Genomic DNA, 14,991 nt, shown 5'->3' with positions numbered 1-14,991 from the left:
AAGGAGATTGCTGATGTCCAGTTCCACTCAACTTGCGGCAGGCGACAAGACCGCCGGGCTTTCCTCGTCGCTGGTTCTGCTGTTTGCGCGGCTGGCGATCGCGCCGCTGTTTCTTTACAGCGGCATCGGCAAGGTGATGGCGTTCACCGTTACCGCCGGACGGCTCGGCGGCGCCGATGGCATCGGCGCCATTCTTGCGTCGGGCGCGATCGCGGTCGAGCTTGGCTGTGGCGTCGCGCTAGTGCTCGGCCTGTTCGCGCGCCAGGCGGCCGTCGTGCTGTTCCTGTTCACGATCGCGGCGACGCTGATGTTTCACAATTTCTGGGCCGCGCCGGAGGCGCAGGTCGTCACCCAGACCATCAACTTCATGAAAAACCTCGGCCTGCTCGGCGCGCTCGCGCTGATCGCGGTCAACGGTCCGGGAAGCTATGCCGTGAGTGCGGACGGCAGGTCAGGCGCAGCGAGCGTCTGACCGGCCACGCCGCACGGCCGGATCAGCGGTCGGAATGCAGCTTCTCGAGAAACTCCTTCACGCCGCTGACGGCGCCGGTCTTGGAGGCGACGTAGCCGGGCAGGGCGCCCACCGCCTTGTGAAACGCGCTGCTCTTCATGATGTCGAGCACGCGCTGCATCGGCTCGGTCTCCAGGAACGCGCGCTTGCAGACGAAGAAATAATCCTCGGTGAGCAGGCGGATGAAATCCAGCCCGAACTGCCGCGCCGCCGCCTCGACGCCGAAACTCGCATCGGCCATGCCGCTCGCGACATAGGCGGCGACCGCGGCATGGGTGAACTCCATGTGCTGCGCGCCGTTGATTTTGCCTTGCGGGATCCGGTGCAGCGCCAGCAGCTGGTCGAACAGGATCCGCGTCCCGGAATCGTGATCGCGGTTGACGAAGCGGGCCTTGCGCGCGACCAGATCCTTCAGCGATGTGATCTTCAGCGGATTGCCGCGCTTGACCATCAGGCCCATCTCGCGGGTGACGAAATTGATCACGCGGTCCTCGCGCGGATCGAGCCATTCGCGGCAGGCCTTGATGCCCTGCGCGCGCAACTCGCCGCGCGGCAGATGCACGCCGGAGAGATCGCAGGCGCCCTGCGCCAGCGACACCAGTGAGTTCTGGTTGGAGACATAGCGCAGATCGACGCCCATGCCGCTCTCGCGGTCGAGGAACTCGCGCAGTTTCGACACCGCAAAGCCGTGGCTGGCATGGACGCGGATGACGGACGGCCGCTGCTCGAGGAACGGTTTGATCTCGGTGACCAGCTCCTGCGCCAGGTTTTCCAGTTGCAGCCCGAGCCGCGCCTGCATGCGCTCGCCGGCCCACACCAGCTTCTCGCCGAACGGCGTCAGTTTTGAGCCCTTGCCGCGCTGGGTCTCGACCAGCGGCACGCCGAAGAATTCGGTCCACTGCTCGATCAGGTTCCAGACATGGCGGTAGGACAGATGCGCGTCGCTGGCGGCGCTGGTGATCTTCCCGGTCTTCCTGATCTCGTTGAGGATGCCGAGCATCACCACCGTGGTCTGCGGTGAGTTCTCCTTGCGGAAGCGCCAGACGGTCTCGATCTCGATCTGCAGCATCGCAGCCTTCAAATTATGAAGTCGAATTCATATCCTGGCATGCCAATAGGTACAAGATATCATATTTACTGCGCAGCAAATCCTCCTACTTTCAAGTTCAATACCAGGAGGAAATATGATGCCTGTTGCATATGACTATGGGCACGAACGCCAGGATGCTCGCAAGGTGCCGACCATCCGGGACGAGCTGCTGCTGATCGACGGCGCCCGCGTCCGCTCGCTGTCCGGGCGCAGCTTCAAATCGCTCAACCCCGCCACCGAGCAGGTGATCGCGACCATCGCCGAAGGCAATGAGGCCGATGTCGACCGCGCGGTCGCCGCCGCCCGCCGCGCCTTCGAAGGGCCGTGGCGCACCATGCGCGCCGCCGAGCGCGGCCACATCCTGATGCGATGGGCCGAGCTGTTGAAGCGGCACGCCGACGAGATTGTCGCGCTGGAAAGCCTCGACGCCGGCAAGCCGATCTCGGGCGTGCTGCGCCAGGACTTTCCAGCCGCGGTCGACACCCTGACCTACTACGCCGGCTGGGCCGACAAGATCAGCGGCGACGTGGTCTCGACCCGCGACGACGCGCTGACCTACACGGTGCGCGAGCCGGTCGGCGTGGTCGCCGCGATCGTGCCGTGGAATTTCCCGCTGATGATCGGGATGTGGAAGCTCGCGCCGGCACTGGCCTGCGGCTGCACAATCGTGATGAAGCCCGCCGAGCTGACCTCGCTGTCGGCGCTGCGGATCGCCGAACTCGCGCTCGAGGCCGGCCTGCCCAAGGGCGTGCTCAACATCGTGACCGGCCCCGGCCGCGTCGTCGGCGACGCGCTGGTCAACCATCCTGATGTCGACAAGGTGACGTTCACCGGCTCGCCCGGCGTCGGCCGCGGCATCATGAAGGGGGCCGCCGGCAACTTCAAACGTGTCTCGCTCGAACTCGGCGGCAAATCCGCCAACGTGATCTTCGACGACGCCAATCTCGAAGCCGCCGCGAAAGCCGCGGCCGCCGGCATCTTCTTCAACGCCGGGCAGGTCTGCTCGGCCGGCTCGCGCGTGCTGGTGCAGGAGAAGGTCTATGACGAGGTGGTGGAGCGCCTGGTTGCGCGCGCCGAGGCCTTGCGCGTCGGCGATCCCGCCGACCGCGCCACCGCGCTCGGGCCTGTGATCTCGGAGAAGCAGATGCGCTCGATCCTCGACTATGTCGAGATCGGCAAAAAGGAAGGCGCGCAGCTTGCGACCGGCGGCGAACGCGTCGGCGACCGCGGCTATTTCATCCGTCCCACCGTGTTCGCCAACGTTGCGCACGAGATGCGGGTCTCGCAGGAGGAAATCTTCGGTCCCGTCGTCAGCGTGATCAAGTTCAAGGACGAGGCCGATGCGCTGCGCATCGCCAACGGCACCGCCTACAGCCTCGCCGCCGGCGTCTGGAGCGCCGACATCGGCCGCGTCCAGCGTTTTGCCAAAAAGGCGCGCGCCGGCACGGTGTGGATCAACACCTATGGCTACACCGACGTGCGGCTGCCCTGGGGCGGCGAGCGCGACTCCGGCCTCGGCCGCGAGCACGGCACCGCCGCGCTCGATAATTTTACCGAACCGAAGGCGGTGTGGATGAACCTCAACGGCTGACCGCGCGTAACGCGGACAGACCAGGCGCGGATCGACGGATCCGCGCCGTTGGGCTTGCGCGGAACGCGCCGCAAACTCGCCGTCGTCCCGGCGCAGGCCGGGACCTATAACCCCAACTCTGCATTGTGACGCGACGCTGCGGCCCCAGCTTGCCTCAACAACGCAGTCCTGTGGTTATGGATCCCGGCCTTCGCCGGGACGACGATGGGGAGACATTGTCACTCGATTGATTTATCGTTCAGTGGGCCAGGGCCAACGAGAAACGAGGCGATCGTGCAGACAAAAAAATTCGGCAAGAGCGGCCCGCAGATCCCGGTGATCGGGCAGGGCACCTGGTATCTCGATCGCGGTGATCGCAAGGCGGCGATCGCGGCGCTACAGCGCGGCATCGATGCCGGCATGACCCATATCGACACCGCCGAGATGTATGGCGACGCTGAGCTCGTGATTGCGGACGCGATCGCCGGCCAGCGCGAAAAACTGTTCCTGGTGTCGAAGGTGCTGCCGAGCAACGCGTCGCGGCGCGGCACCATCACCGCCTGCGAGCGCTCGCTGAAGCGGCTGAAGACCGATCACCTCGATTGCTATCTGCTGCACTGGCGCGGCTCCTATCCGCTTGCCGACACCGTTGCGGCATTTGACGAACTGGTCGCGGCCGGCAAGATCCGCTCCTGGGGCGTCAGCAATTTCGACGCCGACGATCTCGGCCAACTGCTCGCGGTTGCCGGCGAAGGCAAGATCGCCTGCAACCAGGTGCTCTACCATCTGCAGGAGCGCGCCATCGAGCACGCGGTGATCCCGTGGTGCGAGCAGCACGGCGTCGCCGTCGTCGCCTATTCGCCGTTCGGCCACAATGATTTTCCGTCGGCGTCGAGCAAGGGCGGCGCGGCGCTGCAATCCATCGCGCAGGCGCACAAGGCGACGCCGCGCCAGGTCGCGCTGAGCTTCCTCACCCGCGCGCCGTCCGTGCTCGCGATCCCGAAAGCATCGAGCGCGGATCATGCCGCGGAGAACGCCGCGGCGGGTAACCTCAAGCTCAGCGACAGCGAGATCGCAGCGCTCGACAAGGCGTTTCCGCGCGGACCAAAACCGCGCTCGCTGCCGATGCTCTGAGCATCGAGCGCGGAGCGGGCCGCCGCACACATTTGCTAACAAAGTGTTGCATTCGCGGCCGTGCCGTGGCTGCGACGGGCCGTCGCGCGCGCTGACGCATATCGGAGTCCCGTTTTCGGGCATTGTCCTTGCTGCGGAATTGGAGTTTTCTGCGATCAGCAGATTCCCATTATTGCGCCATCGAGATTGTCGTGACTCCGCCCCCCGCCGCAGCCGCCAGGCTGGACAGCGTTCCCCTTGCATTGCCTGAGAAGGCCTCGGTCGCGCGCAGAGTGGCTGCGCGCACCGACCGGCCGTTCAAGGGCATCGCGCTGATCCTGCTGTCGACGGTGTTTCTGGGCACCTCCGATGTCACCGCGAAATATCTCGCCAAGACGCTGCCCCCGATCGAGATCACCTGGATCCGATTCGTGGTGTTCGCGCTGATCATGATGCCGGTGATGCTGCCGGGCACGCCGCTGTTCGCGCTGCACAGCAAGCGGCCCGGCCTGCACGTGCTGCGCGGCTCGGCGCTGCTCGGCTCCTCGCTGCTGTTCATCACCGGGTTGAGTTTCCTGCCGATCGCGGAAGCCTCCGCCACCAGCTTCGTCTCGCCGCTGTTCGTCACCGCGCTGTCGATCGCCTTCCTCGGCGAGAAGGTCGGCCTGCGGCGCTGGATCGCAACCGCGGTCGGGCTCGTCGGCGTCTTCATCATCCTGCGGCCGGGCACCGCCGCCTTCCATCCCGCGGCGTTCTTCCCGATCTTTTCGGCGCTGGCCTGGGCGTGCACGCTGATCATGACGCGGATGATGAGCGGCAGCGAACGTCCGCTCACCGTGATGGCCTATTCGTCGATCGTCGGCGTCGCCATCGTCTCGGCGCTGGTGCCGTTCGTCTGGGTCGCGCCGAGCTGGCACGACATCATGTTCGGCCTGCTGGTCGGCGTCGCGTCGACCGCGGGACAGTGGATCGTGGTGCTCGCGTTCCGCTACGGCGATGCCTCGGTGCTGGCGCCGTTCTCCTACACCCAGCTGGTGTGGGTCAGTATCCTCGGCTTCCTGGTGTTCGGCGAACTGCCCGATGGCTGGACCATCGTCGGCGCCGGTTTCATCGTCGCCTCGGGCCTCTACACCGCCCACCGCGAGCGCGTCCGCCGCTCGCAACTGCTGGCCGTCGCCAGCGAGCCGTCCCCGAACGCCTGATCGCGCCGCCGAAAATCGTGCGCCGGTTGCGACATCGGGTCGCGTGAACGTTGCGCGCGTACAACAGGCCGGCCGAAAGTTTCAGGATCGGAAGCGAATTCAACGGTTTCGGAAACAAACCGGCAATCTTCCCGGTTCCGGCATGCTAGCCTGACCCCAAGCTCCGCCGGGCATTTTACTGGGGCAGGGAAGTGCGGTTTTTTGGTTCGTTGTCGTCGTCGTTTTCGTTTGGAAGTCGCTCGCGGGGTGGTGTGACGGCCCTGGCGCTCTGCGCCTCGGCCGCAAGCGTGTTCCCGCTTGGCCCGGCAGCGGCGCAGAGCTTCGTTTGGGGCGGCACCGGAAGCACGACCGCCACCACCGAATACGAGCTCAATACCAACTGGTCCAATCCGGGCACCGCGCCACCAACCCTTCCTGGGCAATCGGCGATCTTCGATTCGACGGGATCGCCGACGATCAACATCGGTCCCGGCCCGAAGCTGCCGGACTCCTGGACCTTCAACGCCAATTCGCGCGACTTCACGATCAACGGCAACCCGGTTCAGTTCAGCAGGTCGGGGCCGACCGGCGGCCTGATCAACAACGCCGATAACGGCCAGACCATCACCATCAACGCCAACGTCGCCGAGGGCGGCGGCGGCCCGGTCATGGTGCAGCAGCTCGGCAACAGCACGCTGGTGCTGGCGGGCACCAATAGCTACACCGGCGGCACGCTGATCTCGGCCGGAACGGTGCAGGTCACCAACGCCGATTCGGTCGGCACCGGCGCCATCACGCTCAACGGCGGCACCTTCCAGATGCAGTCGCCGACGGTCTCCAGCATCGCCTTCGCCAACAACATCAGCGTTGGCGCGTTTGGCACGGTCGATGCGAACGGCGCCCAGGTCAATCTGCAGGGCGTGATTTCGGACGGCGTCGGCGCCGGCACGCTGTTCCTGGTCGACACCGCCCACTCCGGAACGTCGAACGTCCAGCTCTCCGGCGTCAACACCTACAGCGGCGGCACGACGGTGATCGGGACGACCGTCATCGCCACCAACAACCGTTCACTCGGCACTGGCGCAGTGACGCTGGACAATTCGGTGTTGCAGGCCGAGGGCGTCAGCAACCTGACCTTCAGCAACAACTTCGCGATCAACCAGTCGGCGACCGGCAGCGCGATCGACGCCAATGGCGTGCAGCTGACGATCGCCGGCAATATCGGTGACGGCAACGACTCCGCCCAGCTGACGGTGCTGGACAATTCGGGCGGCCTCGGCCGCGTGATTATGCTCGGTACCAACACCTATAGCGGCGGTACCACGATCTGCGATTGCGCGACGCTGCAGCTCGGCGATGCGACCCGTACTGCGTCGCTCGCCGGCGAGATCGCCGTCGACGGCAAGCTCGACATCGTCAACGCGAATACGGCCGCGATCAGCAAGATCGTCAACGACGGCTTCAACGGCGTCGCCACCACGACATTCTACAACTCGACGTCGGCCGGCACCGCGACGATCGAGAGCAAGAATTTTGGCATCACCGAGTTTCGCGACAGCAGCACGGCGGGCAACGCCAACGTGCTGACGTCCAGCGGCGCGCTCACGATCTTCCGTGACACGAGCTCCGCCGGCAACGCCGTGTTCACCAACACCAATGGCGGCACCGTGGTGTTCGGAGACGCGCTCGGTCCGCCCGGCGGCACCGATACCGCCACGGCCGGAAACGCTGTGATCGACAATTTCAGCGGCAGCTCTGTGGTGTTCCTCGGCCACACCACCGCGGGACAGGCCACCATCACCAATCACGACCTCGGTACGTCGGCGCAGTTCTTCGAATTCTCATCGGCGGGCTCGGCGAAGATCACGAACTCGGCCAGCGGGTCCGTCTTCTTCTTCATGAACAGCACGGCGGGGAGCGCATCCATCGACAACAGCGGCCTGCTTTATTTCGGCACCGGCGGCTTCAGCGCCGCCGAGGCGCCGACCGCGGGCAATGCGACGATCATCAATCGTTCCGGCAGCGTCCTGAACTTTGCCGCGCATGCCACCGCCGGCGACGCTACCATCACCACCGAGAGCGGCGCCGCGACCACGTTCGTCGACAATTCGACCGGCGGCAACGCGCAGTTCATCACCAACGGCACCGGCTTCGTCGATTTCGGCGGCAGCCTCGGGCTGAACGGCGATCACCGCATCACCGCGGGTTCGATCGCTGGCTCCGGCACCTATTACATCGGCGGCGGCAATACGCTCATCGTCGGCAGCAACAATCTGTCGAGCACGGTCAGCGGTCTGCTCGCGGATTTCGATCCGTGCGGCTGCATCGGCCCGACCAGCGGATCCGGCACGCTGGTGAAGACCGGAAGCGGCACGCTGACGCTGGCGGGCGCCAACACCTATACCGGCGGGACCACGATTTCCGGCGGCGTCATCGAGGTGACCAACGTCAATGCCGTCAGCGCCGGCGCGGTAACGCTGGACGGCGGTACGTTCAAGGCCGACGGCGCCAGCAACCTGACCTTCGGCAACGCCTTCAAGGTCAACACCACGGGCGGCGGCATCGACAATGGCGGCGCGGTGCTGACGATTGCCGGCGTCATCGCCAACGGCAACGGCGGCACCGGCGTCCTGCAACTGACTGGAGCCGGCACCACCGTGCTGTCGGGCGTCAACACCTATACCGGCGGCACGCTGATATCGGCCGGAACGGTACAAGCGACGAATGTTGCTTCGCTCGGCAGCGGCACCATCACCCTCAATGGCGGCATCTTCCAGATGGCGCCGAGCCTTACCGGCATCGCCTTCGCCAACAGCATCGCCGTCAGTGCCGCGGGCGGCACGATCGATGCCAATTCAGCCGCGGTTAATCTGCAGGGCGTGATCGCCGACGGCGCGGGCGCCGGCGTGCTACGCCTGACCAGCACGGGCACCCAACGGACCATTCAGCTCTCGGGCGTCAACACCTACACCGGCGGTACGCTGGTCGACCATACGACGGTGATCGCCACCAACGCCAGTTCGGTCGGCACCGGCACGGTGACGCTGAACGGTGGCGTCTTCAAGGTCGACGGCACCAGCGACCTGACCTTCAACAACAACTTCAGGATCAGCGACTCGTCGAGCGGCACTATCAATAGCGTTGGCAAGCAGCTCACGATCTCCGGCGGCATCACCGCCGGCAACGGCACCTCGCTGACCGTTTCCGACTCGATCGGCTCGGGCCGCGTGGTGCTGCTCGGCGCCAACGACCTCCAAGGCAACACGACCGTCGACTATAGTGGGGCGCTGCAGGTTGGCGACGCCACGCACGCCTCATCGATCGGCGGCTCGCTCGTCGTCAACGGTCGGCTGGATATCGTCAACGGGAGCACCGCGGGCCTCGTCAGCATCACCAACGATGCCAACAGGTTATCCCTCAACGCTGGACCTGGAATCACGACGTTCTACAACGCCACGTCGGCCGGAAACGCCACGATCACCAACTCGGATGGCGGCACCACGGTATTTCGCGACAACAGTTCCGCCGGAAGCGCCCGGATCTTCGGCACGACGACATTCGGTGTGCGCAGCGGCTCCGACACCAGCACTGCCGCCAATGCCATCATCTACGGTGGCGTGACCTTCTTGGCGAACACCAACGCCGGTCAGGCCACTCTCGTCGGCGGAGCCTCGTTCGGCGATTTCGCATCGGCCGGCTCGGCAACGCTCCTCGCGGGCGGGAATTTTAACAACAGCAGTACGGCGGCCAATGCGACGATCTACAACACCTTTTTTACCTTCTTCTCCGACACGGCAACTGCTGCCAGTGCGACGATCATCACCCGTTCAGACGGCACGAGCTTTTCCACCCCGGTGTTGTCTTTTGGCGGCCGGTCCACGGCGGGCAATGCCATCATCATCACTGAAAGCCCGGGCAGTCCGTACGACGATTTCTTCGGGCAGCCTCCCCCGAGCGAGGTCCGTTTCGCCGACAACGCGACCGGCGGCAACGCGCAGTTCATCACCAACGGTGGCGCCATCGTCGATTTCGGGGGTAGCCGCGGGCCGAACGGCGACGGCCGCATCACGGCAGGCTCGATCGCAGGCTCGGGCAGGTACTTCATCGGCGGCGGCAACACGCTCGTCGTCGGCAACAACAATCTTTCGACAACTGTCAGTGGCGTGATCGCGGACGGCACCGGGAGCGGCGCGCTAGAGAAGGTCGGCTTGGGAACGCTGACTTTGTCGGGTGCGAACACCTATTCGGGCGGCACCACGATCAATGGCGGCACGCTCAGCGTCAACGGCTCGATCGCCTCGTCAAGCCTCACCACGGTGAATGCCGGCGGCACGCTCGGCGGCAACGGCATTCTCGGCAATACCGTTGTCAGCGGCGGCTCGCTGGCGCCGGGCAATTCGATCGGCACGCTGACCGTGCAGGGCAATTTGGTCTTCACCGCGGCGGCGAGCTACATGGTCGAGGTCTCGACGGTGGGGGCCGACCGTACCAATGTGACCGGCACGGCGGCACTCGGCGGCGCCACGGTGAAGGCGAGCTTCGCGCCTGGCAGCTACGTGACGAAGCAATACACGATTATCAGCGCGGGCGGTGGCGTTAACGGGGCATTCTCGTCGCTGGTCAATGCCAACCTGCCGGCGAACTTCACGCCGAGCCTGAGCTATGACACCAACAACGCCTATCTCAATCTGACGCTGAATTTCGTGCCGCCGACCCCGCCGGATTTCGGCCGCGGCCTGTCCGGCAACCAGCAGGCGGTCGCCAACACGCTGGTCAATTTCTTCAACACCACCGGCGGCATCCCGCTGGTCTATGGCACGCTGACGCCGAACGGCCTGACCCAGGCCTCGGGCGAGAGCGCCACCGCCTCGCAGCAGGCGACCTTCAATGCGATGAACCTGTTCATCGGCCTGTTGACCGATCCGTTCGTCGCCGGCCGCGACGGCGGCTTGGGCGCGGGCGCCGGCGCGACTCCGTTCGCCGAGGAGAGCGCCTCGCTCGCCTATGCCGCGCGCCGCACCGATGCGCGCGACGCCTTCGCCGGCATCTACCGCAAGGCGCCGGCGGCCCCGCTCGACTTCGAGCAGCGCTGGAGCGTGTGGGCGGCCGGCTATGGCGGTTCGCAGCGGACCGACGGCAATGCGGTGGTGGGCTCGAACAACACGTCCAGCAGCATCTACGGCACTGCGGTCGGCGCCGACTACCGCCTGTCGCCGAATACGCTGGCCGGTTTCGCGGTCGCCGGCGGCGGCACCAATTTCAGCGTCAACGGCCTCGGCTGGGGCCGCTCCGACCTGTTCCAGGCCGGCGCGTTCATCCGCCACAACATCGGCGCGGCCTATCTCAGCGCCGCGCTGGCCTATGGCTGGCAGGACGTCACCACCGATCGCATCGTCACCGCCGCCGGCGCCGATCATCTGCGCGCCGAGTTCAAGGCCAACGCCTGGTCGGGCCGGCTCGAAGGCGGCTATCGCTACGCGACGCCGTGGCTCGGGCTGACGCCCTACGCCGCGGGGCAGTTCACGACGTTCGGCCTGCCGGGCTATGCCGAGACCGTTGTCGCCGGCAGCGGCGCCTTCGCGCTCAACACCACCGCCAAGAGCGTGACCGACACTCGCAGCGAGCTCGGCCTGCGCGCCGACAAATCCTTCGCCGTCGACAGCGGCGTGGTGACGCTGCGCGGCCGCGTTGCGTGGGCGCACGACTTCAACCCGGACCGCAACATCGCCGCCGTGTTCCAGGCGCTGCCGGGCGCCGCCTTCGTGGTCAACGGCGCCGCGCAGGCCTCCGACTCCGCGCTGACCACGGCCTCCGCCGAGATCAAGTGGCGCAACGGCTGGTCGGCGGCCGCGACCTTCGAAGGCGAGTTTTCCAACGTGACGCAATCCTACGCCGGCAAGGGTGTTATGCGCTATTCGTGGTGATCCTCCGTGCTACTGTTTGTGAAAACAGGGAGGAACCATGCGCGCAGCGATCTTCAGGAACGGCGAGATTGTCGTCGACACCATGCCCGAGCCGAAGCCGGGTGCCGGCCAGGTGCTGGTCAAATCGCTCGCCTGCGGCATCTGCGGCTCCGATCTGCACGCGCGCAAGCACGCCCACCGCATGGTGGAGCTGAGCAAATTCCTGCCCGGCCGCAAGCCGATGGACCTCGCGCGCGACGTCGTGTTCGGCCATGAGTTCTGCTGCGAGATCCTCGACTACGGTCCGGGCACCACGCGCAGGCTGAAGCCCGGTACGCGGGTCTGTTCGCTGCCCGCGCTGCTGACGCCGCAGGGGCCGCAGGGCATCGGCTATTCCAACGACAATCCCGGCGCCTATGCCGAGCAGATGCTGCTCTCCGAGCCGCTGCTGCTCGAAGTGCCCAATGGCCTTGCCGCCGAGCATGCCGCGCTCACCGAACCGCTCGCGGTCGGCGTTCATGCGGTGGCGATGGCCGATATCAGAGGCGGTGAGGTGCCGCTGGTGATCGGCTGCGGCCCGGTGGGCCTAGCGGTGATTGCCGCGCTGAAGATCAGGGGGCTCGGTCCGATCGTCGCCGCCGATTACTCGCCGGCGCGGCGCGCCCTTGCTGAAAGGATGGGCGCCGACGTCGTGATCGATCCCGCGAAGACGCAGCCTTATGCGAGCTGGGCCGAGCACGCCCAGATGACGGAGGCGGAGAAGGCGGCGCGGCCGCCGTTGCAGGCGCATCTGCCGGCGCTGAAGCCGGCGTTGATCTTCGAATGCGTCGGCGTGCCCGGCGTGCTGCAGCAGGTGTTCGAGGGCGCGCCGCGCCACGCCCGCGTCGTCGTGGTCGGCGTCTGCATGGAGACCGACCGCTCCGAGCCGATGCTCGGCATCATCAAGGAGCTCAACGTCCAGTACGTGCTCGGCTACACGCCGGAGGAATTTGCCTACTCGCTGCGTCTGATCGCCGAAGGCCAGGTCGACGCCGGCGCGCTGGTGACGGGGCGCGTCGGCATCGACGGCGTCGCGCAGGCGTTCGCCGATCTCGCCAATCCCGAGGCGCACACCAAGATCCTGGTCGAGCCGTGGCGGTGAGCTCTTCTCAGCAGCTCCACTGAAATCCATCGACCACGAAATGCTGGCCTGTCATGAACATGTGCGCCTCGGTCGCCAGATAGCGCACGATGCTGGCGACGTCCTCGGGCGTGCCGACCCGTCCCATGGCAATGCCGGCGGTCAGTTGTTCCTTCCGGTCATCGAGCAGGTTGCGCAACAGGTCGGTGGCGATGATGCCCGGGCAGATCGCATTGACGGCCACTTTGGGTCCGAGCTCCTTTGCGAGCGACCGCGTCAGGCCGAGGATTCCCGCCTTGGCAGCCGCGTAGGCATGCTTGCTGACGGCGCTGGTGACGCCGCCCGACAGCGCGTTGATCGACGAGATCGAGATGATCCGCCCGCCGGCATCCTGCTCCAGCATGACCGGCGCGGCGGCGTGAATGAAGTTGAAGCAGCTCTTCAGATTGATCGCGATGGTGCGGTCGAACTCCGCCTCGGTGATCTCGAGGATCGGCTTCGGGTTCGCCGCGCCCGCATTGTTCAGCAGCACGTCGAGTTGCTTCCATGTCGCGCCGACCTGTTCGACGATGGCATGTGCGCGGGCAAAATCGCTGACATCGGCCTGAAAGGTCAGCGCGCGTCTGCCGCGCGCCTCGATATCGCGCGCGGTTGCGGCCATCTCCACTTCGAGGAGATCGACGAGGGCGACGTCGAAGCCGGCATCGGCAAGTGCCAGCGCGCAGGCGCGGCCGATGCCGCGCGCGCCGCCGGTGACGAGGGCGGTCTTTGTCATGAGCAGGTTCCTTGAACAGATTCCTTGGGCAAATCCTCAAGCGGCGTGGTCGCGCGCGTAGCGGACCACGTCGGCATGGGTTGCGCACCAGACGTCGCCCTTGGCTTTGGCGAGGCGAATCAGCTCCTCGATGATCCACAGCCGCGAGCGGTAGCCGATCATATGCGGGTGGCAGGTGAGCTGGAAGACGCCGCCCTCTTCATAGGCCGCCTCGAACTCGCGCCTGAATACGTCGAACACGTCCGATGGCGGCGTGTACGGACGCAGGCCCTGGAACCGGTGCATCATGAAATACACGGCGTCGTCGCGGATCCATTCCACCGGAAACTCGATGACGCCGGTCGGCTCGCCGTCGAGCAGCAGCTCGTAGCAATCGACGTCGGCCATCAGCGAGGAATCGTAGAGCAGGCCGGCCTCCTTGGTGATCCGCAGCGTGTGCGGCGAGAAATCCCAGGACGCCGTGCGCGCGCCGACCGGTCGCACCCTGGTCGTCTTCTCCAGCACGTCGGCGGCGCGCGTCATCAGGTCCTTTTCGGCCTCATACGGCAGCACCGAGTTCAACTCGTGGATCCAGGAATGGATGCCGATCTCGTGGCCCTCGGCGATGATGCGGCGCTGCTCGTCGGGATAGATCAGTGCGCACACGGCCGGTACATAGAAGGTCGCGGGGACCGCGTATTTTGCCAGCAGCTTCAGAATGTTCGGGACGCCGACGCGATTGCCGTATTGTCCCCACGCCATGCGTCCGATCGATTTGCCGCCGTCGCGCAGCTCGTTGGTCTCGTGATCGGAATCGAATGACAGCGCGAACGCGCATCGCGCGCCGTCCTTCCACCTCTTCGGCCGATAGGTTCTTCCCGCGCGGACCTGGTTGACCAGTCCGCGCCAGTGCGCCTCCGGCCATTGCCAAGGCTCAAGCTTCGATGTTTCGAGCTTCGACGTCTCGTTCATGATGGTTCTCCCGGATGATCGTTACAGCGGGCCGCCGGTGACGGGGATGGTCTGCCCTGTGATCCATGAGGCGTGGTCCGAGGCGAGGAATGTCACCGCATCGGCGATGTCCTGCGGCGCGCCCATGCGCCGCATCGCGATCGTGTTGACGAAATTGTCGCGGAACGCGGCCGGCCAGTTGTTCCACTGCCGCTCGTAGTCGGGGCTGGTCGCCATGAAGCCGGGCGCGACCGAATTGACGGTGATGCCGAACGGCCCGAGCTCCTGGGCGAGCTGTTTGACCAGGCCGATTTGTCCGTGCTTGGCGGCGGGATAGCTCTGGATGCCGGTGAGGCTGGTGGCGAGGCCGGCGCGGCTCGAGATGGTGACAATGCGGCCGCCGCCTTTTGTCTTCATGCCGGGCGCTGTGGCCTTGATGAACAGGAACGCGCCCTTGAGATTGGCATCGAGGATGGCGTCGAAATCGTCCGCGCTCACCTCTTCCAGCGGCCGGGGCCTTTGGCCACGTACGCCGCCCGCGACATAGACAAGGATGTCGGCGCCGTCGGCAATGCCCACGACCTCGGCAATGGAGGCCTCATCGGTGACGTCGACCTTGGCCGCGACGATCTCGCCGCCGCCATCGACGCGGCCCGCGATCGGTGCGAGTTCATGGAGCAGCAGGTCGCAGGCGACCACGCGCGCGCCGTCATTGGCCAGCGATCGCGCGATGGTCTGGCCGATGCCGCGCGCGGCTCCGGCCACGATCGCGGTGCGTCCGTCGAATCGAATGAGCAT

Annotated in this window: 10 protein-coding genes; 6 read left to right on the top strand and 4 right to left on the bottom strand. The window is 65.9% G+C overall.

Going from position 1 to position 14,991, the window contains the following annotated elements; all coding sequences use genetic code 11:
* Positions 1-13: 13 nt before the first annotated feature.
* Entirely contained in the window at positions 14-472 is a 459-nt protein-coding gene (locus CI41S_RS40660) for a DoxX family protein (RefSeq protein WP_139481559.1), read from the top strand.
* 22 nt (positions 473-494) lie between these two features.
* On the opposite strand, the gene CI41S_RS40655 is transcribed toward CI41S_RS40660, so the two are convergent.
* The gene (locus CI41S_RS40655; RefSeq protein WP_139481558.1) at positions 495-1,580 is read right to left on the bottom strand and encodes a substrate-binding domain-containing protein; all 1,086 of its coding nucleotides are present in this window, start codon (positions 1,578-1,580) and stop codon (positions 495-497) included.
* A 118-nt stretch (positions 1,581-1,698) separates the two neighbouring features.
* Here CI41S_RS40655 and CI41S_RS40650 point away from each other — a divergent pair, with 118 nt between their 5' ends.
* The 5 genes from CI41S_RS40650 (at position 1,699) to CI41S_RS40630 (ending at position 12,509) form a co-directional block, all read left to right on the top strand.
* Positions 1,699-3,192 carry an aldehyde dehydrogenase family protein gene (locus tag CI41S_RS40650; protein ID WP_139481557.1) on the top strand — a complete coding sequence of 498 codons (1,494 nt, stop codon included), beginning with the start codon at positions 1,699-1,701 and terminating at the stop codon, positions 3,190-3,192.
* 273 nt (positions 3,193-3,465) lie between these two features.
* Positions 3,466-4,305: an aldo/keto reductase gene (locus CI41S_RS40645; protein ID WP_172628386.1), complete on the top strand. Its 840-nt coding sequence runs from the start codon at positions 3,466-3,468 to the stop codon at positions 4,303-4,305.
* Between the two features lie 191 nt (positions 4,306-4,496).
* The gene (locus CI41S_RS40640; RefSeq protein WP_139864572.1) at positions 4,497-5,486 is read left to right on the top strand and encodes a DMT family transporter; all 990 of its coding nucleotides are present in this window, start codon (positions 4,497-4,499) and stop codon (positions 5,484-5,486) included.
* Positions 5,487-5,737: 251 nt separating this feature from the next.
* Entirely contained in the window at positions 5,738-11,389 is a 5,652-nt protein-coding gene (locus CI41S_RS40635; protein WP_139864571.1) for an autotransporter domain-containing protein, read from the top strand.
* A 37-nt stretch (positions 11,390-11,426) separates the two neighbouring features.
* Positions 11,427-12,509, top strand: a complete 1,083-nt coding sequence (locus CI41S_RS40630) for a zinc-binding dehydrogenase (RefSeq protein WP_139864570.1) — start codon at positions 11,427-11,429, stop codon at positions 12,507-12,509.
* A 7-nt stretch (positions 12,510-12,516) separates the two neighbouring features.
* Here the strand turns inward: CI41S_RS40630 and CI41S_RS40625 are convergent, their stop codons facing one another.
* From CI41S_RS40625 to CI41S_RS40615, 3 genes are read right to left on the bottom strand one after another with little or no spacing between them, the layout of a single operon-like run.
* The gene (locus tag CI41S_RS40625; RefSeq protein ID WP_139864569.1) at positions 12,517-13,263 is read right to left on the bottom strand and encodes an SDR family NAD(P)-dependent oxidoreductase; all 747 of its coding nucleotides are present in this window, start codon (positions 13,261-13,263) and stop codon (positions 12,517-12,519) included.
* Between the two features lie 36 nt (positions 13,264-13,299).
* The gene (locus tag CI41S_RS40620) at positions 13,300-14,214 is read right to left on the bottom strand and encodes a polysaccharide deacetylase family protein (protein ID WP_139481552.1); all 915 of its coding nucleotides are present in this window, start codon (positions 14,212-14,214) and stop codon (positions 13,300-13,302) included.
* Between the two features lie 21 nt (positions 14,215-14,235).
* The gene (locus tag CI41S_RS40615) at positions 14,236-14,991 is read right to left on the bottom strand and encodes an SDR family NAD(P)-dependent oxidoreductase (RefSeq protein WP_139864568.1); all 756 of its coding nucleotides are present in this window, start codon (positions 14,989-14,991) and stop codon (positions 14,236-14,238) included.

It is taken from the genome of Bradyrhizobium ivorense (genome assembly GCF_900696085.1).
In the GTDB taxonomy this organism is placed as follows: domain Bacteria; phylum Pseudomonadota; class Alphaproteobacteria; order Rhizobiales; family Xanthobacteraceae; genus Bradyrhizobium; species Bradyrhizobium ivorense.
This window is presented reverse-complemented; position numbering and strand designations above follow the sequence as displayed.